A 22,414-nucleotide genomic window follows, 5' to 3' on the forward strand; every position below is an offset into this window, starting at 1 on the left:
GCGAATAGGCCATCGAATTCAAAATACCTCTGAAGCCTGGCGCTATTCAGCGCCAAACCAAAAACGGGCGGAAAATGCTGAGCATTTCCCGCCCGTCAGGCAAACCTAATATGTATCAGGCTTTTTCAGCCATCAGTTTCTCCAGCTTCTCCTGATCGCGGGCAAACTGACGAATACCCTCGGCCAGCTTCTCGGTGCCCATGGCATCTTCGTTCATCGCCCAGCGGAACTGGCTCTCGCTCAACACCTGCTTGGCCTCGCCAGCGTTGCCCGGTTTGAGCACGCGCGGCAGCTCGCCCTGATCATCGCTCAGTTGCTGCAGCAGCTCGGGGCTGATGGTCAGGCGATCGCAGCCTGCCAACTGCTCGATCTGGCTGATGTTGCGGAAGCTGGCGCCCATGACCACGGTGTCGTAGCCATTGGTCTTGTAGTAGTCGTAGATGCGCGTGACCGATTGCACGCCCGGGTCCTCGGCGCCCACATACTCCTTGCCGGTGCTTTTCTTGTACCAGTCGTAGATACGGCCCACGAACGGCGAAATCAGGAACACCCCGGCATCGGCGCAGGCCTGAGCCTGGGCGAAGGAGAACAGCAGGGTGAGGTTGGTCTGGATGCCTTCCTTCTCCAGCTTCTCGGCGGCGCGGATGCCTTCCCAGGTGGAGGCCAGCTTGATCAGCACGCGGTCTTTGCCGACCCCGGCTTTGTCGTACAGCGCGATCAACTGGCGGGCCTTGGCCAGCAGGGCCGGTTCATCGAACGACAGGCGGGCATCCACTTCGGTGGAGATTCGCCCAGGGATGGCCTTCAGAATGCCCGAACCCACCGCCACCGCGAACTTGTCGCAGGCCAGGTCCACATCGCCGTTGGCATCGCCCTTCACCTGCTTGAGCAGTTCCGCATAGCCGGGCATGGCAGCCGCCTTGAGCAGCAGCGACGGGTTGGTGGTGGCATCGACCGGTTTCAGGCGGGTGATGGCGTCCAGGTCCCCGGTGTCGGCGACCACGGTGGTGAACTGTTTGAGTTGTTCCAGCTTGGAGGTCATGGGCGTGCTCTGTCCTGTGCAATGACTCGACATTACCCGAGCCCCGGCGGCCGCTCAAGGCCCGTCGAAGCCGGGCGTGCAAAGCGGCCTTGCCGGGGCATCGGGCCGGTCGGAAAGGGCTGCGAAAGGTGATGATTCGAGTCCCCTCCCGCCGCGAGGTTCCCAAGTCTGCTGGACTATCTGCTTTTCAGCGCTTCGCCCAAGGTGCCGGATTCCCCTTCCTGGAGCCGTTTGCCGTCGGGCATGATGATTTCCAGCGTGGTCCCCGCAGGCCGAGGTGCTGGTTGTGCCGCCCGCGCCTGCGCCTTCCTCGCTTCAACCCTGCGCTCGATCATGGTCGGGTACTGCGAGGCCACCAACAGGATGATGGCGACCGGAGCAAAAATCGCCAGTGCCACACCCCAAGTGCCCTGGGAACGCGTGCGCCTTTTCAACGCCCCTCCATCAGTTCCGCCGCTTGATCAAACACCGCCAACGGCTCGGCCGCCTTGTGAATATCCGCCGACAGCAACTGCCGGAACCGCCGAGCGCCCTTGAACCCCTGGGCCAGCCCCAGAATATGCCGGGTGATGTGGTGCATTGCCCCGCCACTTTCTATATGCGCCACGATATAAGGCCGCAGCAGCGCCAACGCCTCGCTGCGGCTGACCACCGGCGCCTCGCTGCCAAACAGTTGCTGGTCGACATCGGCCAGCAGGTAAGGGTTGTGGTACGCCTCACGCCCCAGCATCACCCCGTCGAACGTTTCAAGGTGCGCCTGGCATTGCGCCAAGGTCTTGATCCCCCCGTTGAGCACAAACTCCAAGTCCGGGAAGTCCGCCTTCAACTGTGCCGCCACGTCATAGCGCAACGGCGGCACCTCACGGTTCTCCTTGGGCGACAGCCCCTCAAGAATCGCGATCCGCGCATGCACGGTAAAACTCCGGCACCCGGCCTCACGCACCTGGCCGACGAAGTCGCACAGCTCGGCATAGCTGTCACGGCCATTGATGCCAATGCGGTGCTTCACCGTCACCGGCGTCGAAACCGCATCCCGCATGGCCTTCACGCAATCGGCCACCAGCGCCGGGTGGGCCATCAGGCAGGCGCCGATCATGTTGTTCTGCACCCGGTCGCTCGGGCAGCCGACGTTGAGGTTGACCTCGTCGTAACCGGCCTCTTCGGCCAAGCGCGCGCAGGCCGCCAGGTCAGCCGGCACGCTGCCACCCAGTTGCAGGGCCAGCGGGTGCTCGGACGCGTCGTGACGCAGGAAACGGTGGGCGTCGTTGTGCAGCAGGGCGCCGGTGGTGACCATTTCGGTGTAGAGCAGGGTGTGCTTGGAAAGCAGGCGCAGGAAGAAGCGGCAGTGGCGGTCTGTCCAGTCCATCATCGGTGCAACGCTGAAGCGGCGTGACGGCTCATGGCGCGTGGTTTGTGGCTTTGAAGCTGATTCTAGGGGCATTCTGGTCTACGCATTTTGTACCATTTTTCGGGGTTTTTGGGCGTTTTTGGTGTGACGGTGGTACGATGTACCACCGCCAGCCACGCTTGTACCACCGGAAATCATGGCAACGATTAGAGCAAGGAAAAAGGCCGATGGAACGGTTAGCTATACCGTCCAGATCCGCCTCAAGAAAAAGGGTGTCATAGTCTACCAAGAAGCCCAGACGTTCGCCCGAAAGCAGGCAGCTCAGGCCTGGGCGAAGCGACGAGAGACAGAGTTGGCAGAGCCGGGCGCGATCGAGCGGGCCAACCGTGGTGGGCACGCAGTCAAGGACATGATTGATCGCTATCTGGTGGAAGCCGAGAAAGCCCGGCCGCTGGGTAAGACGAAGCGGCAGACCCTCTTGGCTATCAAGAACAGTTACCTCGGGGAAGTGGTCGACTCAGACATATCTCAGCAGGTGCTGGTGGACTATGCCCTCTGGCGTATGAGCCCTGAAGGCGGTGGTATCAAGCCGCAGACAGCCGGCAATGATCTGGCTCACCTTGGGTCAGTGTTGTCGCTGGCCAGAGCAGCGTGGGGGTACGAGATAAACCCCCAGGCTATGCCCGACGCACGGCTTGTCCTGAAGCGTCTCGGCTACAACATGAAAAGCCGTGAGCGGGATCGCCGGCCAACGCTCGAAGAGCTCGACAAGGTGCTTAAGCATTTTTTCGAGATGCTTGCACGGCGTCCGACAGTCATTCACATGCCGAAGGTCGTGGCGTTTGCCATCTTTTCTACGCGCCGTATGGACGAGATCGCTCGCATCATGTGGGAGGATCTGGATGAGCACCGCCAAGCGGTGAAAGTGCGGGACATGAAGAATCCCGGGCAGAAGATCGGCAACGATGTGTGGTGCCATCTGCCGGATGAGGCGTGGGCGATTGTGCAAAGCATGCCTCGTCAGTGCACTGAGATCTTCCCTTACAACACCGACTCTATCGGCACGGCCTGGTCCAGGGCATGCAAGATGGTTGGCGTGGAGGACCTGCATTTTCACGATCTGCGCCACGAAGGTGTGAGCAGGCTGTTCGAAATGGATTGGGATATACCGAGGGTGTCGAGTGTTTCCGGCCATCGAGACTGGAACTCGCTGCGGCGTTATACCCATCTAAGAGGGCGAGGCGATCGATATGTGGAGTGGAGTTGGTTGGAGCGGATTATCCAGGCTTCAGTCACCCTAGGCGCCCGCGTTGAGCAGTTGGTTAGGGTATGAGCAGAGTTGGCCATCACTTGCACTCGTCTCGACGAGTCGGTTGTATCGGACCTCGTTAGTGCATTGTATCCGTTGATCGACACGAAATGGCCATGATCTACCCTGTGTGTACCACCGCCTTGGGGCTATCCGTCTCGGAGGAGTGGCCGCTTTCGACCTAAGCTTTGTTGAGAACTTCTGGTGTGATTCGAGTAGTTAAAAACCATCCCAGAATTCGCGCCTTTATGCGAACTCTGGGTCAGCTGAGTAGCCAAGCTTTTTCAGTTTTCACGTAGGGCCGCGCTCTCTTAAGAGCTATTGGGGGCACACACCCTGGCCCATTACATGGAGCCCTCTCGAGTATTGATGGGGCTGTTTGGGATGAACAATTTCTTAATCGTGATGATCAAAGTACTACTTGGTGTGAGCTACGCGATCAGTGTCAGTCACCTTTAAAGTTACGCGCTTAGAGTTACATGGAGCGTCACCATTCTGCGGTTTTAATCCGCAGATTAGACCCTGGTTAGCTTCTCCAGGATCTCTGGTATTTCATCGTATTTTTCGTACCAGATTACAGTTACGCCAAGTTCCATCATCAGGCCCTCATTGAGGGCGTGATGTGTATCCAGGAATTTTTTTGCTGCCTCTAGGTTCTTTATTGCACCTTTTTTTTCTGCCCCGGTAGAATCGAAACAAAATTCTTCTATCGAAAGCCTCTTCATAAATGCAAAGTGCTTGTTAAGTTCAAGGCTGCGTGCAGAGATATCCATTAGCCTCCGCAGATTTGGATCAGTCATAGACAGGCCGATCATCAGGCAGTTATTTTCCCTCAAGCAATTCAGCTGCACTAGGTTCGACCAGTGATATGCGTTAGTGTAGATGTGATGATAGCCTTCTTCAGAAAAGACGAGTGTGGATTTTTCTAACGACGGGTAGTTGGTGCGATCTTCAGGAAGAAAACCATGCACGTGGTATACGGGTAGTTCATCTGGATCGTAGACTTCAGCCTCAGTGTAAACGCTTCGATGTGAGATGCCCACATTGGAAAGCTGTTTCTCTAATAAGTCGTCAAAGTTATAATTCACCACAGATCTCACCCGTGCGCCAGTGCGGCGAGGCATACAGGTTGCAGCAATGGCACGTAATAATCTGGAATTGATGTTGTAGTTTTTGTTTCTGAGTTCGTAGAGGCTCTTAGTTATGGCGTCAACGAATGCGCTTGCTTCGGCAGAGCTGCCTACAAGCCCTTTTCTGAGATATCTTGCGCCCATAAGAGCTGAGGATTCAGAGACTTTATTCAATCGCCCAACCAGCTCTTTTATATCAGAGCTATCGATTGCATTGTCTTCGTCAAATTCTTGAGATAAGTATGCCACAAAAAGAGAATTTAATAGGTTTTCCCAGTTCGGCATTCCCGCGCTACTAGAAACTCCGGCCCCAAGAAATAGAGAGAACTGCCCCCGCTCATAGCTGTCCTTCAATTTCTCTATAATGGCCTCTCGATCAGCAACCCAATCGGCCGCCGGAGTTTTCACGGCTGCCTCTAGTCGCAGTGAGAACAAGTTGTTAACGATTTCTGATGCTTTGGCTCTGTGTCTGTTTACTATTTTGTTTATCTCTTCAGGTCCCCAATAAATTATCTTAACGGCACTATTGGAAATTCCTAGGCCTAAAGGCATTTCGTTCTTAAAATTCTTAGATAGAGGTTTTGCACTTATAAATATAATGCTTTTTGGGCGTTTTTCAGGGTCGGTGAGGCTTAAGTAGCTGAAAATCGTCGATGCCCAAGCTTCTTTGAAACTCTTTATATCTCTAGGTGGGTTGAATCTTATTTCAAACAAGGCTGGGCCTGGGATGTCATCAATCCCTTCAGGAGCCACTGCGTCGCATGGGAGATTTCGATCTGAATTAGACTCTAACGACTTCCCCTGAAGTGATAAGTGATGTTTGAGTAAATTTATAATAAAAGTCTCAAAGGAGTAGTAGCTTTTTGGTCCGCCCTCATCTAGTCGGGCTACAATATCATCTATGAGCATTTTTTTGCCTTCCGATTTTTGGGCAAAACGATATCACACCATTCATGAGCTGACGGCCATTTCTTTTCCAGTTTGGAAGCTTCAACGTTGCTCTAAAGGCCGGCGCTGTGAACCTCCGCTTCCGGTCGATAGATGACCTCTATGAGACGCAGTAATCGGTCCGGATCGCTCACTATCACCTAAAGGTTTGGGCATTTCCGCCGTTCCGATCCAGTCGATTCAGGGACGGTTGATAGCTGCCGATCGTAGGCGGCCATCAACGCAAGGTTGATAAGGTGTATTCGACTGCGGGGAACGACGGATGCAGCCAGATGTCCGCGAATACGGCTGCCCCCTGATCAAGTGGGGTGCATTTTCCGTATCAGCCTCTCCATCACCTCCTATTTAGTTGCGCACACTCTTTGCGCGCGGCATCCCGCTGCTGGTCCAGGTAGAGAGCCAGATCGGCAATGTGTATGCCTCGGGCGCTTTTCTGGCTCGGTTCAAGTCGGGTGATGGGCAGCTTGATCTCCCCGGCCAGCACCTTGCGTTGGAATACGAGCGGCGTGAGGTGCGTGAAGTAGTCAGCGCATACCTGGTCGAGCGAGATAATCGCCATGCCGTTGTACTGCGCCATCAAAACAAAGGCTGTGTTCACGCGAGGGCCTCCTGTTGCTCCGAGTTCGGCTGTGTGCTGCTGGGCTGAGCGGATTGCCGGCCCTCATTGAACTGGCTCAGCACCTGCTTGCTGGCAAGGTTGAACAACTCGTCGGCGGTAACCGGCGCTACGGACTGCTCGAAGTTGCCCACGGCCTCAAACCGAGTTCGGTACAGCCCGGCCTGGCCGAGCCAAGCGACGGCGTGATATTCGGCGTCGGATACGGGGCAAGGTGTCGCAAGGCGCTCGCCTTGAGAGCCGAGTTTGCACTTCTTGCAGATGTGATAACCGCCGTCGTAAGGGTCCACTGTTTCCCAGAGATGCTTGTGCGTGGTTATGCGTCCATCAACGAGGCAGCTTCGTTGGATAACGGTGGTCATGCTGCAGCCTCCGCAGTCGATGCCGTGGCTGGGGTGCTGCGCAACTGGGCGTGAATGCGCTTGGCGAGCGAATCAACACTGAGTGCCTGTGCTGTAGCCAGGATCGCCTGCTGATCCGACTTCAAGGCTTTCATGGTGCGATGAGCGAGCTGCAGTGTTTCGCCGACCTTTGTCAGCAGCTCGTAATCGGCCCTGGTCACCGGCATGCCGGTGTAGGACATGATTCGCTCCTCGAGCTCGCTGATGGTGAGCTTGAGGTTTGCCACGGTCTTGAGGTGTTTGCGTTGGTCGGCTTCGCGTTGTACGGCGAGTTCTGCCAGTTCTTCGTTCAGCGTTCTGAGCCGTTGGGCATGCGTGGCATTGCGTTCCGCCAAGCCAATTTCCTTGCCTTCTTCATGTGCCCGGCGACGGGCTCCAGCGAGCAAGTAGGGCAGGATCGCCAAGACGAAGAGTAAGACGATCCCGGCGCTGAGTGCGTATTGGTAGGGTTGCATGTGCTGTGCTCCGAACTGCCCGCCATCGGTGCAAGTGAGAGGTCGACGGCGAGCTGGTTGCCCCTGTAGACCGGGGCCGTCTGGTTTAAGCCGACTGCTTTGTCTCTTCCGACTGGCGGTCGAGGTACTCGGCCAGGTCGTGGAGGTAGATCACGTGTTGTGCCTTTGCCGAGTTGTGCAGCTTCTTGAGCTTCAACTTGATCTGGCCTTTGTTGATCAGCTCCCGGAAGCGGCGGTCAGTCCCGATGTGGGAGAAGTAGTGCTCCCTTACAGCCGTCAACGTGGGGCAGGGCGTGCTCCACTGACTGCGCAATTGCTCCAGCGTGCTGCTCATGCGCGCTCCCCGAGCCCCTCTTGGGCGGGCCGGAGCTGGGTGCGGATGACTTGAGCGAGGTGCTCTTTGCAAGTGCCGGTGGCGGCTGCGCAGATCTCGCCCAGGTCATTGGTCACTACTGCGCCAACCGGTAGCTCAGGGTTGGTGGTGGCGGTGATGTAGGCTATCTGATCGGCGCGGATGACGGTGTTTACGCTGTCTAGCGCCTCCCTCAAGTCGATGTCTTCCTGCGAGATTTGGCCAGATTCGGTTCGGCCGTTCGCCACGTCTTGGAGGAAGTCCCGCAGGGCCATGTACTTGGCAGAGTCGCCACGCTTGAGCGTGATCGAGCTGGTGAGCGGGCCAAAGCGAACGCTCAGGCGGTGGGCCTGGCTATCGTTCTCGACTTCAATCTCCGCGTCCATCGTCGTTTCTGGCCGAAACATATGGCCGTGTCGTATCCGGCGCGTCCCAGGTGCAGGAACGGCTCGGCACGTTCAAGCGGATGGCGTCCAAGGTCACGGCCGAGGCCAGCCGGGTGGCGGGAAGGGTGAGCCCTTCGCTGTCCAACATCCTGCCCACCGGCGGGCTGCTGGGCTCGGCCACGCCGCTGCCCGAGGCGGTCGCGCCGTTCCCGCACCTGCTGATCATCCAGCCGCATGACCCGAAGCTGCAGCCGTATTACTTCAACCTTGATACAGCCGCGTTTGACGAGCTGCGGCGGCAGGCGACGTACCGCTGGGCTGGCCAGGAGCGCCTGCGCCGCAGTGTGGCGCAGCAGGCGGTGGGCTTGGGTGAGGAAAAAATCACGCTCAAGGGCGCGATCTTCCCCCACCACAAGGGCGGCATTAAGCAGTTGAACGTGCTGCGCAGCATTGGCCGCAACCTGCAGCCGTTGAACCTGGTCACGGGATATGGCGAGGTCCTGGGCAACTGGTGCCTGGTCAGCATCGAGGAAGAGCAAAGCCACCTGCTGCCAGGCGGCATCCCCCGAAAACAAGGCTTCACCCTGGAGTTTGTGAGCTATGGCAACGACCTGCAGAACGTCTGACGGGGATCTGCTCGATGTGATCTGCCAGCACCATTATGGGCACCTCAACGGCACCGTCGAAGCGGTGCTAGAGGCCAACCCGGATCTGGCCAGGGAGGCGCAGCCTTATCGCGCCGGCCTGCTGATCCGTTTGCCCGATCTGTCGGCGCCGGCGGTCGAGCTGCTGCAGCTGTTCGGCTAACCCGCGTTACGCGTAACCAAGCCCCGCCCTGTGCGGGGTTTCTTGTTTCTGGAGCAAGCATGAAACCCACGTTTCAAATCGTCGCGGATGGCAAGGACATTACCGCCTTGATCAATGACCGCCTGTTGCTGCTGCGCATATCGGACAAACCCGGCATGGAGTCGGACGAGTTCGAGCTGCGCATTGACGACCGCGCCCAGGCTGTCGCGCTGCCGGCGCGCGGTGGCCGGGTGGAGGTGTTCCTGGGCTATGAGGGCCAGCCGATCACGCGCATGGGCGCCTTTACGGTGGACGAGGTGCAGGTATCTGGCCCGCCGGACGAACTGACCATACGCGGCAAGGCCAGCGACATGCGCGGCAGCGGTAAGACCGTTCGCAGCGGTAGCTGGGAAAACGTGCCGCTGTCGCAGATCGTCACCGAGGTGGCCAAGCGCAACGGCTGGGAGCCGGTGTGCCCGGTGACAACCAAGGTCGAGCGCATCGACCAGCGCAACGAATCGGATTTTAACTTCATCACGCGCCTGGCCCGGCAGTACGACAGCACCGCCAAGGTGGCCGAGGGCAAGCTGCTGGTCATGCCTCGGCAGGGTGGCAAGACCACAACCGGCAAGTCGCTGCTGGTCGTGACCATCAACAAGACGGACGTCGCCCGGTACCAGTTCCGTCTAGGAGATCGCAGCACGCAAAAGGCTGTGAAGACCCAGCATCAGGACCAGAAAACCGGTGCCTTGAAGGTGGTGCAGCTGGACAACGGCGAGTCGCCCGATGGTCTGCCTCCGGTCCACACCGACCGCCATATCTACCCCAACAAGACCGCCGCCGAGCAGGCCGCCAAGGCGCGGCTGGCCGCGTTCAACCGCAGCACCGCTGCCGTGCGTCTGGAGATGGCCGGGCGTACCGACCTGTTTGCCGAGTGCTCGATCAACGCCCAGGGCTTCAAGGTCGGGCTCGATGGCGAGTACCTGGTGGATGCCGTCGAGCAGGTGTTTACCCAATCCGGGTGGACGACGACGGTGGAGTGCAACGGCGGCAAAAAGGGCAAGGCCAAGGCCTCGGGCAAGAAGAAGAAAGAACAAAAGCCGCTCAGGGTTGAGCAGCTGTAACCCCACGGCCGCACGCGGCTATCACTGGAGAACGCAATGGCTATCTCGGTTCAACAACTGCAACAAATCCTCCCCAACGCCGGCCGCAAAGCCGGCGTTTTTGTTCCTGGCCTCAACGCGACAATGGGCAAGTACTCGATCATCACGCCCAAGCGTATGGCAGCATTCCTTGCCCAGGTCGGCCATGAGTCTGGCCAGCTGCTGTATGTGCGTGAGCTCGGTAACGAGGCCTACTTGGCCAAGTACGACACCGGCCGCTTGGCGCAGCGTCTCGGCAACACCCCGCAGGCTGATGGCGATGGCCAACGGTACCGTGGCCGTGGGCTAATTCAGATCACCGGACGTGACAACTACGAGGCCTGCAGCGAGGCGCTGTTCGGCGACAGCCGCTTGCTCAATACCCCTGATCTGCTCGAGCAGCCGGTTTATGCATCGCTGTCAGCTGGCTGGTACTGGCAGCGGGCGGGGCTCAACAGTCTCGCTGACAAGGTGACGCATGCTGATGATGCGGCTTTCGAGTCGATCACCCGCCGCATCAATGGTGGCCTGAATGGTTTGAAAGATCGCCAAGCGCTCTACAAGCGAGCTCTTGAGGTGCTGCAGTGATGTCACTTAACGTGCGCATCGCGTTGCTCGCCATAGCGGTAGGGCTGTGGGTTGGTGGTCGCGGTGCCTGGGTGTGGCAGGCGAGCGACTACGGGAAGCAGCTCGCCGAACAGGCTGCGGATTTTGGCCGGCAACTGGCGGACAAGGATCGAGCCTATGGCCGTGAACGTGAAGAAGCCTCTGTTGCTGCCCTCAAGAAGTTGGCGGAACAGCAGGCGCAACGGCGCACCCTGGAAAATCACCTGCAGGAGCAGAGCCAGGCGCATTGGAAGGAGATGAACGATGCTCACCAAACTCAAGCTCGCCTGCGTGACAGGCTTGCTACCGCTGATCTGCGGTTGTCAGTCCTTGTCGACGCCGGAGCCTTTGCCGCCCCGGGTTGTGACGGTGGGGTGCGAGAAACCGCCGGCACCGGAGGCGTGGTACATGGCGCCTTACGCGCCCAACTTGACCGAGCGCATGCTCAACGAATTGTCGCCATCACCGACGAAGGCGACCGGGGGCTGATCGCGTTGCAGGCCTGCCAGGGCTACGTGCGCGAAGTCACCAAGTGAAAAGAGGCGAGCCGGGTGGATGCGTCAACATCCAGCCCGGCCCGCCGAACCCGCAGACCCTTCCTGCAAGTCCAGCCGTGGCCTCTGCCTTGTGCACAAAGCGCGGCGAGCCTAACACCTGTCTATCCATACAGTAAAGACTTGCATACCTATGACCTCTCCAATCATTCCCTGGATGGGTGGCAAACGCCGCCTGGCCGACCGCTTGATCCCCCTCTTTCCCACTCATGAATGCTACGTCGAAGTCTTCGCCGGCGGTGCCGCGTTGTTCTTCATGCGCCCCCAGCCCGCCCCGGTGGAGGTGCTAAACGATCTCAACGGTGACCTGGTCACCCTCTATCGCGTTGTGCAGAATCATCTGGAAGAGTTCGTGCGCCAGTTCAAATGGGCGCTCAGCTCCCGCCAGATCTTCGAGTGGCAGAAGATGACACGCCCCGAGACCCTGACTGACATCCAGCGCGCCGCTCGGTTCTTCTACCTGCAGCAGCACGCCTTCGGTGGCAAGGTCACCGGGCAGACGTTCGGTACCGCAACTACGGGGCCGGCCATCAACTTGTTGCGCATCGAGGAGAACCTGTCTGCGGCGTGGCAGCGTCTCGCCGGCACTTACGTCGAGAACCTTTCCTGGCTCGACTGCGCCGAGCGCTACGATCGGGCACACACCTTCTTCTACATGGATCCGCCTTACTGGCAGACCGCTGGTTATGGGCTTAATTTCCCGTTCGAGGAATACGAGCGCATGGCCAATTTCATGCGGCGCTGCAAGGGCAGGGTCATGGTAAGTATCAACGATCACCCGGATATCCGGCGCGCCTTCGATGGCTTCCACTTCGAGTGTCTAGATATTCGCTACTGCAACACAAACCAGCGTCAAGGCACGGCCGAGATGACAGGCGAGCTGGTGATCATGAATTGGCAGCCTTCAGTGTTGGAGCAACTTTTCTAGCTGTCGTAATTGAAGCCATCGGAAGCACATTCTCACGGCGGAGCAGGGGCACGAGCGTGTTGAGATCAGGTGTGCGTAGAATCCCTGCGCCTGGCACTGCACAGAAAATTCACTGACCGATGTGCATAGGAGGGTGCAAGGATGCCCTAATTAAATACAGGTGCGTATTAGCTAAAGATTCTCTTTCTCAGACGATGCAACGTGCTAAAGCTTTCCTTTTTAGGCGAGGCTGGGAAACCAGATAGCCAGCCATCGTACTCTTCGTCCCTCGGCAGTAATCCTTCCTGCTCTGCCTTGCTCCAATCGAAATCGCTTACCTTCGGAGCATCGCCACGAAAGTTTTTCGTATATTTTTTTGCAACATGCAGGCCATGCTCCCGAAGATCTTCACTTAGCTTCATGCTGAAGAATATCACGTCGTTAGTATACAGCCACAGTGCTTGAACATAGCATCCGTATTCTATGTTTGCTTTTCCCTCAGCATACGGGATGCCAAGATAGAAATGCTCTATTTTTGCTCCTTGTGGAAGGTCATCTTCTTTTATTTTCTCAAGAAGATGATTTCGTCCTCGTAAAGTGTCATTCAAATTTCCTATGGCGTCAGCCAGCCCTGTTACTGATGCTATGGCCCGACCCGTAGTGGAAATTTGCCCCATTACGATGTTTTGAAGGGCTGAAATCGGCGGGGCGACCTCCTCTAAGCGGTCGAGATTAGGAGACATCTTGAAAGGCTCCTTCCCTGCGCCGTTGGCTTTTTCTTGCTTGTAAAGCTCGAACAATAAACAATCGCTGTCATAGCTCTCTTTAAGTTTTTTTATATGTTGCTTCTTTAGGGCGTATGATAGATTCGTTATAGTATAGGATAACATGATGCCTGCATTCGTACTGCGCAGCTCTTTCTGCAGTTCATCACGGAGTTTATGGCGAGCTGCAATACGTTGGGCTGCCCACGCACCCAGCCAAGCACCTGCCAACGCCCCTATAACAGTGGTGAACAGCGACCAATAGTCAATAGAAAAGTCCAAACTCGGCAGCCACGATGCCGAAGCTGTGAACACACCGTTTACTGGCTCCCACAATTGTGTCATTGCATCCCCTTGGTTTGACTCGTGGCAAATAGCCGGCAATCATAGCCGCAGTAGTGGGTGGCCGCTACCTGCTGCGCTGAGCACCGTGGTCGTACTCCGGTTTCTTTCAAGTGGGTTCTTTCCTGTCCCCAGCACACCCACATGTGGTGAACGCGCTTCGTCGTAGCGGTCGAGCGCCCCAATCGGCTCGTAGATCGGATAATGTCCACACACATCCACCTCTCGCCTCCCAGAAATTTCGCCGCCTAGGACGTGGAGGCAGTGATGGTCCAATCGGTGGTGATGAGGCACAAAGTGTGTGAGCCGCACGCCATGCATTCCCAATGTGCGGCCACTGTTACGCTTATGCCCGAATGTAGAAAGGCACGCAGGTCCCTGCGTTTACGGGTGGTGCCTTTTTCTGCTCATGTTCCAGCACAATTGAAAGCTTGTTTTATAATGAGTAAAAGACTTGCCTAGGGGTGGTGTTAATCTTTCTTTTTTACAATTTCAATAAGTTTTTTTACTTCGTCTATATTGAGCTTTTCTAGTGCTTGAAATATTGGTGGCTTCTCAGTGTGCTTTCCATCTAGGGTGGATGAAGCATTAAAGGCTATAGCATCAATGGCTTTGGCGATAAGTTCTTTTTGCAGTTCGTCGCCACTGACCTGAAGATCGCTCAGTTGTTTTTTGTAGCTCTCGTATGAGGCCGCAAATGCTTCTTTGTGGGCATATTCCTGCTGAAGGCGCTCATATTGACTTCTTCGGGTGGCAGAAAATATAGCAAGCCAGATTACAGGTAGTACGATTGGCGATCGCATAAGAAGATTTCGAAGTATTTCTTGCCAATCAGTAGCTTTTATAAAGGTAATGCTTGGCGGCCACAGAGATAGTGAGTCTGTTACAAGAAGTAGACCGCCGATAAGCAGTGCTGCCATAGAAGAATAAAATGCGACCGTATATCGCTGAATTGGTGTACTGAAGTAATCTTTCAAGGTTTTGTAGGCAGACGCTAAGCCCGCACTGGTCGCACCTGGTAAAAGGGCCTCAATCGAAGTGTATAAAGTTTTATGGCGATTTTTTTGCTCGACTTCAAAGCTGTTGAGTTGACGTAATCTCTCTTCCAGTTCTTGTTTGAGGCCACCTTCAGCTATCTCGTCGTCATCACCTTTTTTTACTCCGAATATTTTATTGTGGAACTTTGTTAGGTCATTGGTTTGCTGGGTGCTAGAATCTAGCAGTTCACTTAGTTCGCTATTGATTTTAACGATTTCTTGTTGGTTTGTCTTTATGCCTGCAAAAGTTGATTCTGGGCCCTCAAGCAGGGATTCTTTAAGCTCACTTATTGCTTTGTGATGTTCGGTGATTTCTTTTACTGCAGATCGAGTGTATTCCTCTGCGGGTGCAAAGTCTGCGTCTCCCTCATACAGGTATTTGTCAAGTTCTTTGACTTTTGATTCTATGTCGTTGAGGTAGCTCTGCTGTTGCCTAGATTTCTCAATGGTTTCATTTAGCTCGGTTGTTATATTGGCGATGTGGCGGTTGTAGTTTTCTGCGTGTTGCTTCAGTGTGTCTGAATAGGCCGCTGTGGCGGCGCTGTAAGCTGGAAGCACTTCTCGGGGAAGTACCATGTATGGCCGTATATAAGTGAGTAAGTTGTCCGCGTGCTCGTTGGCTTGTACTAAATGGCTGGCGGCTCTTGATGCGGTATATGCGGTTACTTGATTGAGGCACGCATGGCTTTGATTGTAGCAGTTATCTAGTACTGATTTTGGGGTGAGTTCCGCATCGATGCTTTTAATGATCTCGTCGATGAAGTATGCAACTTTATTTAAGCGGGCAAGTTCTTCTACGGTTGTTGTAATGGTTTTGTCGTCAACATCCTGCTCGCTGATGGTGCCCAAGAGACTTGGCCATATCGACATGAAATTGCTGGATTGAAACTGTTGAACCCATCTGGTCAATTTGGTATCCGTCCTTTTCCATGTTTGCAAGCGTTAACCAAGGCTCGAAACGTCTGTCCATTTTAGAATGCACTGAGGACATTCTTCACCCGGGTTTCCGCTGGGTACAGTAGTTGTATGGTTCTGCGCAGCCTCTGAGCAATAGAGGGAGCCAACCCATGGCTAACGCGCCAGTACGATGGGATAGTAGCTAAATGATATTCTATAAGGAATGGGCGGATGAGAGGATTTGGGTCAAGGTTGGCTCAGTCAGGGGGTTGGGTGGTACAAGTTTGGTACATGAAGGTGGGGTGCGATGCTTCAAGCCTTTCTATGAAGGGGTTTTAGGTAAAGTATGCCCAATCCATCATCGGCGCGACAGAAAACCTCCTAACGACCAAATCGCCTGAGGTTGCTGGGGTTTCTGCTTGTTTCAGTGGCATTTTGGGGTCTCTGTTTGTCGTCGCTTTTTCCGGTTCTTGCTGGTTTTGCTACAGGCGTTGCTTCTGTTTAGCAAATCAGCCATGGAGCAAATCCGATGGGAGCCATCACGCAGCGCAAGCGCAAGGACGGGTCATCTGGCTTCACAGCCCAGATCCAAATCATGAAGGAAGTGGCGGCAGTTTATCAGGAAACCCAGACCTTCGATCGCAAGCGCAGAGCCCACTTCTGGATCCGGAATCGAGAGGCCGAGCTCTACGAGCCGGGCGCGATAGCGGAGGCGAAACGCCAAGGCATCACTGTTAAGCCGATGATCGAGCGGGCAAGCTGAAATGACTGCGACGCCCGTCGATCAGGCCAGGCGCCGCATGCAATCCACGCTACCTCCTGCCGTTAGCTATTGCTGTTGATGCCGGCAAGGATGTTAGGCATTTTCTGGTACAGCTTCACAGAACCGGTATTGCTCAGGTGGCCTGGATCTCGGTAGATCGGCACGCCATCGATGATGGTTTTGCACGACTTGGCATCGCAGAGTGCGTCGGACAGGTAGATCACCTTGGCACCGAGGCTAGTCTCGGCGTACTTCATCAGGTTGAGCACATTTTTGTGGGAGCGCTCGAACAGCTTCCTGTCGAGCAGGCATTTGCTGGATTGATTGGTGAGCGATGGACTGGCCATTTCGGCCTGAATGCAGCTCACGATGGTGGTGTTGATGGGGGGTGGCGGAGAAATGATGACTACCTGTTTACCCAGTGCCTTCAGCTTCTCGACGACCACCTGCATATCCTTCATGGCGCGCTCTGGGGTCGACTTTTCAATCTGCATTACCCCGCTGGTGTCGAAGGAAATCGACTCGAAGGTGTCTTGCATGTATTGGCCATAGGAGCCGGCCAGGATAACGGTCTTGATCGACGGGGTGTCGCTGATGAACTTGAAGGTGCTGTCATTGAAGCCAACGCACTGACGCGCTTGCGCTTCGAAGTCGCTGCGCTTGGTATTGGGCGCTGTGTTCAGGAAGGGCGCACAGGCACTGCGGGTGGCTTGGCGGATGTCAATCTTCTGCGCTTGCGACAGTCCAGGGATGTTGTGCATTGCATAGGAATCGCCCCACACGATGATCTTCGGATCTTGCGAGGTCCGGCACTTCTCGGTGTCTTTGTAGATGTTGGTGCCGCAGGACCGGTCAAGGCCGTAGTTCGGTGCGAACAGCTTCTCGATCTTCTCCGCCGACTGGACCTTGAGGAATGAATGCGAAAGGCCGAACAGTGCCAGGGTAAGGGCAGGGAAGACGACCAGCGATGGCTTGAAGCCGTACTGCATAACCCGGAAAGGCTTTTCCACCAGGTTGTACAGTGCGATGGCCGTGACCAACGAAGCGGCTAGCAGGGTCGCTTTCACCGTCATGCTCTCGGTGCCGATTGAGGCGTTCGCGATCGCGATGATTGGCCAGTGAACCAGGTACAGGGAGTAGGAAATGTCGCCCGCTTTCTCGATGGGTGACCAAACCTTGCTATTGATCAGTCGGTGGTTCGCCAGAAGAACGATGGCAGTAGCGAAGCAAACCACCACTGCGTCAAGGCCAGGGTGCGACAGGCCAGAGTTGAAGAAGGGCGATGCCAGCAGTACGGCGAATGCCGGAATTGCCAGCTTCGACGTGACGTTCTTGACGGAGGCGCTGTGCACGAACATGGACGCGATGCTGCCGATCAGCAGTTCCCAGGCTCGGGTCGGGAGCAGATAGAACGCTGCCGACTGGTTGCTCAAGGACAGGTACAGGCAGCCCACGAAGCTGGCGATGGCGAGCACCACCAGGATCTTGCGCCAATGCCTGGCCGGGGTGAAGGCCAGCAGCGCTGGGACAAAGAAGTAGAACTGTTCTTCAACCGCGAGCGACCACATGTGCAGCAGGGGCTTGGTCGCAGACTCGAGGTCGAAGTAACCCGCCTGGCTCAGCAATACAAAGTTTGTGGAGAAGGTCAGCGCACCGATGATCTGTTGCTTCAGCGATTCAATCTGCATGGGTGGCAGGAAGAGTTTCGCCGCAATGATAGTTGCAAGGATCGTTACGAACGAAGCAGGCAGCAGGCGTTTGGCGCGGCGAAGATAGAATTCTTTGAAGGAGAACTTATCGCGCGCTAGTCCTCTTGAAACTATGGATGTAATCAAGAAGCCAGAGATGACAAAGAATATGTCTACGCCCAGATATCCATAGTGGAATCCCGGGATAGCCAAGTGTTCTAGAACGACGAATAAGACGGCAAGCCCGCGTAAGACTTGTATATCAACCCTGATAGTAGACATCGAGATCCCGGTTTGTTTTTCTGCGACAGCCGGAAATTGTATCCACAAATCCCCCCGGAACCAATGACTATCGGAGTTGTCAGGCTGCCTTTTGGTGCTCGGACCGCGATGCCGGAAATCGTCCCTGCGTCCTGGCGCAGGAACGATTTTGCCAGTTGCCTAGCCAGGCAAGCTCATATGCAACAACGGAAATGGCCGCCCCTCGCCATCCAGCGCAGAGCGCCCCGTTTGCACAAACCCGTAATGCAGATAAAACCCCACGGCCTCGGGGTTCTGCTCGTTCACATCAACGCTCAATGCGCTGCGCGAACTGCGGGCGTAATCCAGGAGCGCGCGGCCAATGCCTTGCCCACGCAAATCGGGATCGATAAAGAGCATTTCCACATGGTGCTGATTCAGCCCGATAAAGCCCTGCGGGCAGTCGTCAGCATCGACTGCAACCCACAGCTCGACCGCGGGTAGGTAAACGTCGCGCAGCTGCGGTAGCAGCGCGTCTATGTCGGATGCCTGCAAAAAATGGTGAGTGGCGCGAACGGCGCGCAGCCAGATGTCGAGCAGCAGCGAGTGGTCGGCGGCGTTGGCCTGACGAATGATCATGGAAGCAACCTTTTGCACTTGATGACGGATAGCGGCACGCCATTGAGTGGCGACCGTATAAGTGTCGGCATCATGAATGCCCGCTTCGCGATTTAACGCCTGGGCGGTGCACAGCAGAGGTAGCCGAAAAGGAAGGGGCTGAAAAATACTGGGCGCCGCAGGGGGCGTCAAGGCCAGAGCCCCTGCAAACACCAGGTGCTCAGATCGAACGCTGGTTCACCCGCGCGGTAAGCTGTTCGGCGCTATACGGCGATGGCTTCATGCGGCCGCTGTCGTTTGAACGACTGCGAGCCGCCGCATACCTGCATCACGGCCAGGGTTTTGCCTTGGGTGGGGCGCACGGCGCCAAGGGCCAGGGGTATCCAGTCGATCTGTGCCTTGAACACGGCCGACAGGGCGCCATGTGCGCATGAACAGGACTTGCATGGAAGGATCGCTCGTGGGGTGGCGGATTTAGCCGCAGGCAGCTGCGCGGACAGGGCGGTCGTCCATGTTCTGCAGGCGGGAGGTGTTCTCTTCGAGCCCCAAGTTGGCGATGAGCAGGGTGGCGCGGGCGCGGGTCTCGTCGCCAGGTTCTTGAAGACCTTGGGTGGGGTAATCATGGAGGGGCTTTACATATGAATAATCGAATATGCGGATATCCATATGTATTGTTCAGGCTCGAAAATGGCATCAAAAGGGTGCAGGCCTTGAAATGGACAAGACAGTACCAGAAGGCACCGGCACGCTGGGTTTGACCGTAGGTTCAGCGTCGTGCATGGACGGCGTGATAAAGGGCAAGCGCCTGTTTCGCGTTAAAGCCGGCAACTGCTGCAACCATGCCATCGAGCAGGCCTCGCTGCTGCTGGATTGCTCACGACGGGCATCGTTCATCGGTGTGATGGACGACGAACCTGTGCTGGTCTGGGCTTCGCACTTTCTTTGCGAAATGGCCAAGGCGCTGATGGATGATGCGCACATGGGTATGCGTAAACAACGCTGATGCGTCTCGGGGCTGTTGGCTGTTGCCCCCGCAACAGTGTTTCGCAAACAGTGCTTGAATTGGCTCGGGCGGCCAAACCCGTTAAGGTGTCGCCCCTCGCAAGGACTGCCCCGCTTCAGGACGTTTACGATGCCACTTTCGCCTAGTGCCACGCCGCCATTTGGCTTGCTCAGCGGTCGCCGGTTCACACCCGCTGCGTCACTCGAACCATTGCTTGAGGGGCATTCGCAACTGCTGGTTCCCGGCCCGGAAACGGTCTGGGCCATCGGCGAGGTCGACCTCGGTGCTTCGATGCACCTGCTGCGTTTCTATCTGGACGATGAAGACTATTGGCTGCAAGTGCTGATGAACGGTAGCGAAGTGGGTGATACCGTATTGTTCGGTTATCACAGCGCTGTACCGATCCGCGACACGTCGCACCTTCAGCGCCTTGTCGGCAGCCAGTCCAAGGTCGGCCTGCCGATCTACGAACACGACGACTACCTGTATTCCCGCCAGTGGGGCCAGGAGGCAGGCCAGGCCAAACTGGTTCCGTTGCACGAGCGCGTGACCAGCCCTGATGCGCGCTATGGCATCCAGCACCTGTCGATGCTCTACGCCCGCGATACCGGCCTGCCAGAGCGTCGCGAATTCCTGCTGCTGTCAGCGGAGGAGGACGAGCAGGGCAACGCCACTTTCACCACTTCGTTGGGCGTCACCCTGCACCCCACGGACTTTCACGTAACCTGACAAGGACTCACCATGCTCGACGCTCTGCGCCTGTCGCTCAATGCCACTGCAGTGACTGGCTTCATCCTTTATATCAGCGTGGCACTGTTGCTGTTCTGGCTGTTCCAGTTCATCTATACCCGCCTTACTCCGCACCGCGAGTTCGCGCTCATTCGTGAGAACAACCCGGCCGCGGCCATTGCCCTGGGCGGCTCGCTGATCGGCTTTTCGCTGCCGGCCAGCAATATCATTGCCTACAGCGTCGGCATCCTCGACGTGGTGGCCTGGGTTGTGATTGCGGCAGTGGTGCAGTTGCTTGCCTTCGGCCTTACCAGCCTGGTGCTGCGCGGCCTGTCCAGGCGTATCGCCGCAGGCGAACTGGCCGCTGCCATCTACGCTGCCAGCGTGGCGATCAGCGTCGGCTTACTCAATTCGGCTTGCATGACCCCGTCGGCCTGACGCACTAGGAGCCCCCATGAAATCCCCAATGAGACGAAGCTCCGTCAAGCTGGTGCTGGCCAGCTCGCTGCCCTTGGCGTTGACCGCGTGCAGCCCGCAAGAAGAAACCTACACCGTCAGCCAGCAGGTGAACTACGGCAGTGTCGAAGCCTGCGTCAACGACAAGGTGCCGGAGAAGGCGTGCAACGATGCCTACAAGCAGGCGCTGGCCGAGTACCGGCGCACCGCCCCGACCTATGTATCGAAGCCCGACTGCGAAGCCGAATTCGCCCCTGACGGTTGCCAGATAGGCGCCGGTGGCCGTTACATGCCCCGCATGAGCGGGTTCGAGCTGGACACCGCAGGTGAAGTCACCCAGTCCCAGGTCGATGCGGCCCACGCTCAGGGCGGCGGCTATGGCCATGTCGCCACCGCCGTGGTCGCTGGCATGCTGCTGGGGCAGATGACCAACAGCGCCGACCGCCGTTATCGCGCGCAGCCGCTGTATACCTACCGCGATGGCGCCGGGCAGCGCAGTGGCCTGCTTGGGCAGCGATATGGTTCCGCCGGGGGCATTCAGCGCAACAAGGATGAGCAGAGCAGCAGTGGCGGTTCGTCCGGCGGCGGCGGTGCTGGCTATGGCGCCTCAGGCCGCACGGCGTCGCGCTCAGCCGTCTCTGCGTCCATCTCGCGGGGTGGGTTTGGCAGCCAGGCCACGGCCCGCAGTGGCTGGGGCGGCAAGTCCGGCAGCTTCTTCGGGGGGTAGGCATGCGCAAGGTCGAGCTCGCAGAGCGCCCAGGTTGGCGCGCCACTGCCCAACAAGAGGGCTTTGCCTTCCACACCCTCGATGGCGAGCGCTACTGGGACGAGCGGGGCTACTACCAATTCAGCCAGGCCCAGGTCGAGCGCGACTTGCAGGCCCCGACCGAAGCACTGCACGCGATGTGCCTGGACGCCGTTGATCGTATCGTCGACAGCGAGGCGCTGATGACGCGCCTGGCCATTCCTGCGGCATTCTTCGACCTGGTGCGGCACTCGTGGCTAGCGCGGCAGCCGCATCTGTATGGGCGCTTTGACTTCAGCTATGACGGCCATGGCCCGGCGAAACTGATCGAGGCCAACTACGACACGCCTACCTCGCTGTACGAGGCGGCGGCGTTCCAGTTGATCTGGCTTGAAGAGCAGATCCAGCGGGGCGTTCTGCCCGCGCATGCCAGCCAGTTCAATACCCTGGCCGAAGACCTCATTCAGGCGTTTGCCGCGCAGCAGGGGCAGGGCACGTTCTACTTCTCGACCATCTCGGGCTCGGTAGAGGACCGTGGCACAACGGACTTTTTGCGCAAGATGGCCGCGCACGCCGGTATTCCCACACGGCATATCGACCTGGAGGACATCGGCCTGAATGGCGAGGGGCGTTTCGTTGACCTGAAGGGGCAGCCGATTCAGCGCTTGTTCAAGCTGCACGCCTGGGAGCACATCTTCCACGAAGCCTTCGGCAAGGCCATCCCAGGTTGTGACACGCAGTTCATCGAGCCGCCGTGGAAGGCGCTGATCTCCAACAAGGGCATCTTGCCGTTGCTGTGGGAATGGCACCCAGGGCACCCCAACCTGTTGCCGGCCTTCATCGACGATAGCCCTTCGCGGCCTGTGCCCAAGGGCTGGGTACGCAAGCCGTATTTCTCGCGGGAAGGGGCCAATGTGGACATCCGCACCGGCGAGGGGCAGCGGGTGTTCGAAGACGGGCCCTACAACGATGCGCCGTACATCCTGCAAGGGTTTGCGCCGTTGCCCAGGTTTGCTGACAGCTACACGCTGATCGGTTCGTGGGTAGTCGGTGACACAGCGGCGGGTATCGGCATCCGTGAGGATGACTCACTGATTACCAAGGACAGCTCGCGGTTTTTGCCGCATGTCGTGCTGGACTGACGGGCCGC

Annotated in this window: 25 protein-coding genes and 2 pseudogenes; 13 read left to right on the plus strand and 14 right to left on the minus strand. The window is 57.1% G+C overall.

Features of this window, described 5'->3' with window-relative positions:
* Positions 1-115: 115 nt before the first annotated feature.
* From tal to dusA, 3 genes are all read right to left on the minus strand, one after another.
* The gene (gene tal, locus LJX93_RS08020) at positions 116-1,042 is read right to left on the minus strand and encodes a transaldolase (protein ID WP_047583300.1); all 927 of its coding nucleotides are present in this window, start codon (positions 1,040-1,042) and stop codon (positions 116-118) included.
* 176 nt (positions 1,043-1,218) lie between these two features.
* Positions 1,219-1,440, minus strand: coding sequence for a hypothetical protein (locus LJX93_RS08025; RefSeq protein WP_227696913.1), 222 nt, complete (start codon positions 1,438-1,440; stop codon positions 1,219-1,221).
* A gap of 32 nt (positions 1,441-1,472) precedes the next feature.
* Positions 1,473-2,483, minus strand: a complete 1,011-nt coding sequence (gene dusA / locus LJX93_RS08030) for a tRNA dihydrouridine(20/20a) synthase DusA (protein ID WP_227696914.1) — start codon at positions 2,481-2,483, stop codon at positions 1,473-1,475.
* Positions 2,484-2,586: 103 nt separating this feature from the next.
* On the opposite strand from dusA, the gene LJX93_RS08035 reads away from it, so the two are divergent.
* Positions 2,587-3,723 carry a site-specific integrase gene (locus LJX93_RS08035; RefSeq protein ID WP_227696915.1) on the plus strand — a complete coding sequence of 379 codons (1,137 nt, stop codon included), beginning with the start codon at positions 2,587-2,589 and terminating at the stop codon, positions 3,721-3,723.
* 491 nt (positions 3,724-4,214) lie between these two features.
* Here the strand turns inward: LJX93_RS08035 and LJX93_RS08040 are convergent, their stop codons facing one another.
* From LJX93_RS08040 to LJX93_RS08065, 6 genes are all read right to left on the minus strand, one after another.
* Positions 4,215-5,738, minus strand: coding sequence for an SIR2 family protein (locus LJX93_RS08040; RefSeq protein ID WP_227696916.1), 1,524 nt, complete (start codon positions 5,736-5,738; stop codon positions 4,215-4,217).
* A 373-nt stretch (positions 5,739-6,111) separates the two neighbouring features.
* Positions 6,112-6,375 carry a pyocin activator PrtN family protein gene (locus tag LJX93_RS08045; RefSeq protein ID WP_227696918.1) on the minus strand — a complete coding sequence of 88 codons (264 nt, stop codon included), beginning with the start codon at positions 6,373-6,375 and terminating at the stop codon, positions 6,112-6,114.
* Positions 6,372-6,755: a hypothetical protein gene (locus LJX93_RS08050; RefSeq protein WP_227696920.1), complete on the minus strand. Its 384-nt coding sequence runs from the start codon at positions 6,753-6,755 to the stop codon at positions 6,372-6,374. Before LJX93_RS08050 ends, LJX93_RS08045 begins: the two co-directional genes overlap by 4 nt.
* Positions 6,752-7,249, minus strand: a complete 498-nt coding sequence (locus LJX93_RS08055) for a hypothetical protein (RefSeq protein WP_227696921.1) — start codon at positions 7,247-7,249, stop codon at positions 6,752-6,754. Before LJX93_RS08055 ends, LJX93_RS08050 begins: the two co-directional genes overlap by 4 nt.
* An 85-nt stretch (positions 7,250-7,334) precedes the next feature.
* The gene (locus tag LJX93_RS08060; protein WP_061203481.1) at positions 7,335-7,583 is read right to left on the minus strand and encodes a pyocin activator PrtN family protein; all 249 of its coding nucleotides are present in this window, start codon (positions 7,581-7,583) and stop codon (positions 7,335-7,337) included.
* Positions 7,580-7,987 carry a hypothetical protein gene (locus tag LJX93_RS08065; RefSeq protein WP_227696922.1) on the minus strand — a complete coding sequence of 136 codons (408 nt, stop codon included), beginning with the start codon at positions 7,985-7,987 and terminating at the stop codon, positions 7,580-7,582. The genes LJX93_RS08060 and LJX93_RS08065 overlap by 4 nt, the downstream gene beginning before the upstream one ends.
* A 20-nt stretch (positions 7,988-8,007) precedes the next feature.
* Between LJX93_RS08065 and LJX93_RS08070 the strand changes: the two are divergent.
* The 6 genes and pseudogenes from LJX93_RS08070 to LJX93_RS08095 form a co-directional block, all read left to right on the plus strand.
* Positions 8,008-8,613, plus strand: a pseudogene (locus tag LJX93_RS08070) (phage tail protein); the annotation flags it as partial.
* Positions 8,588-8,794: a tail protein X gene (locus LJX93_RS08075; protein ID WP_227696923.1), complete on the plus strand. Its 207-nt coding sequence runs from the start codon at positions 8,588-8,590 to the stop codon at positions 8,792-8,794. The pseudogene LJX93_RS08070 and the gene LJX93_RS08075, both read left to right, overlap by 26 nt.
* 59 nt (positions 8,795-8,853) lie before the next feature.
* Complete coding sequence (locus tag LJX93_RS08080; RefSeq protein WP_227696924.1) at positions 8,854-9,897, plus strand: phage late control D family protein; 1,044 nt, start codon at positions 8,854-8,856, stop codon at positions 9,895-9,897.
* A gap of 36 nt (positions 9,898-9,933) precedes the next feature.
* Entirely contained in the window at positions 9,934-10,503 is a 570-nt protein-coding gene (locus LJX93_RS08085) for a glycoside hydrolase family 19 protein (protein WP_095065277.1), read from the plus strand.
* A complete protein-coding gene (locus tag LJX93_RS08090; protein WP_227696925.1) occupies positions 10,503-11,057 on the plus strand; it encodes a lysis system i-spanin subunit Rz in 555 nt (184 codons plus the stop codon). Before LJX93_RS08085 ends, LJX93_RS08090 begins: the two co-directional genes overlap by 1 nt.
* A gap of 151 nt (positions 11,058-11,208) precedes the next feature.
* Positions 11,209-12,003: a DNA adenine methylase gene (locus LJX93_RS08095; protein ID WP_227696926.1), complete on the plus strand. Its 795-nt coding sequence runs from the start codon at positions 11,209-11,211 to the stop codon at positions 12,001-12,003.
* A 167-nt stretch (positions 12,004-12,170) separates the two neighbouring features.
* Here LJX93_RS08095 and LJX93_RS08100 read toward each other — a convergent pair whose 3' ends face one another.
* Positions 12,171-13,091, minus strand: a complete 921-nt coding sequence (locus LJX93_RS08100; protein ID WP_227696927.1) for a hypothetical protein — start codon at positions 13,089-13,091, stop codon at positions 12,171-12,173.
* Positions 13,092-13,558: 467 nt separating this feature from the next.
* The gene (locus LJX93_RS08105; protein WP_227696928.1) at positions 13,559-14,974 is read right to left on the minus strand and encodes a hypothetical protein; all 1,416 of its coding nucleotides are present in this window, start codon (positions 14,972-14,974) and stop codon (positions 13,559-13,561) included.
* Between the two features lie 577 nt (positions 14,975-15,551).
* On the opposite strand from LJX93_RS08105, the gene LJX93_RS08110 reads away from it, so the two are divergent.
* Entirely contained in the window at positions 15,552-15,785 is a 234-nt protein-coding gene (locus LJX93_RS08110; protein ID WP_320442644.1) for a hypothetical protein, read from the plus strand.
* Positions 15,786-15,847: 62 nt separating this feature from the next.
* Here the strand turns inward: LJX93_RS08110 and LJX93_RS08115 are convergent, their stop codons facing one another.
* From LJX93_RS08115 to LJX93_RS27455, 3 genes and pseudogenes are all read right to left on the minus strand, one after another.
* Positions 15,848-17,755, minus strand: a complete 1,908-nt coding sequence (locus LJX93_RS08115; RefSeq protein WP_227696930.1) for an acyltransferase family protein — start codon at positions 17,753-17,755, stop codon at positions 15,848-15,850.
* A 159-nt stretch (positions 17,756-17,914) separates the two neighbouring features.
* Positions 17,915-18,352 (minus strand): acetyltransferase, encoded by a 438-nt coding sequence (locus LJX93_RS08120; protein ID WP_033700370.1) that lies wholly within the window; start codon positions 18,350-18,352, stop codon positions 17,915-17,917.
* 278 nt (positions 18,353-18,630) lie between these two features.
* Positions 18,631-18,756, minus strand: a pseudogene (locus LJX93_RS27455) (arsenical resistance protein ArsH); the annotation flags it as partial.
* A gap of 290 nt (positions 18,757-19,046) precedes the next feature.
* Here LJX93_RS27455 and LJX93_RS08130 point away from each other — a divergent pair.
* From LJX93_RS08130 to LJX93_RS08150, 5 genes are all read left to right on the plus strand, one after another.
* Complete coding sequence (locus LJX93_RS08130; RefSeq protein ID WP_047583310.1) at positions 19,047-19,334, plus strand: DUF3077 domain-containing protein; 288 nt, start codon at positions 19,047-19,049, stop codon at positions 19,332-19,334.
* A gap of 129 nt (positions 19,335-19,463) precedes the next feature.
* Positions 19,464-20,063 carry a DUF2491 family protein gene (locus LJX93_RS08135; protein ID WP_050506117.1) on the plus strand — a complete coding sequence of 200 codons (600 nt, stop codon included), beginning with the start codon at positions 19,464-19,466 and terminating at the stop codon, positions 20,061-20,063.
* A 12-nt stretch (positions 20,064-20,075) separates the two neighbouring features.
* Positions 20,076-20,501 (plus strand): DUF350 domain-containing protein, encoded by a 426-nt coding sequence (locus LJX93_RS08140; protein WP_033700365.1) that lies wholly within the window; start codon positions 20,076-20,078, stop codon positions 20,499-20,501.
* Between the two features lie 28 nt (positions 20,502-20,529).
* Positions 20,530-21,246 (plus strand): DUF1190 domain-containing protein, encoded by a 717-nt coding sequence (locus tag LJX93_RS08145; protein WP_177447961.1) that lies wholly within the window; start codon positions 20,530-20,532, stop codon positions 21,244-21,246.
* A gap of 2 nt (positions 21,247-21,248) precedes the next feature.
* Positions 21,249-22,406 (plus strand): glutathionylspermidine synthase family protein, encoded by a 1,158-nt coding sequence (locus LJX93_RS08150; protein WP_227696931.1) that lies wholly within the window; start codon positions 21,249-21,251, stop codon positions 22,404-22,406.
* The last annotated feature ends 8 nt before the right edge of the window (positions 22,407-22,414 follow it).

The sequence above is a fragment of the Pseudomonas sp. HN2-3 genome, assembly GCF_020691745.1.
In the GTDB taxonomy this organism is placed as follows: Bacteria; Pseudomonadota; Gammaproteobacteria; order Pseudomonadales; family Pseudomonadaceae; genus Aquipseudomonas; species Aquipseudomonas capeferrum.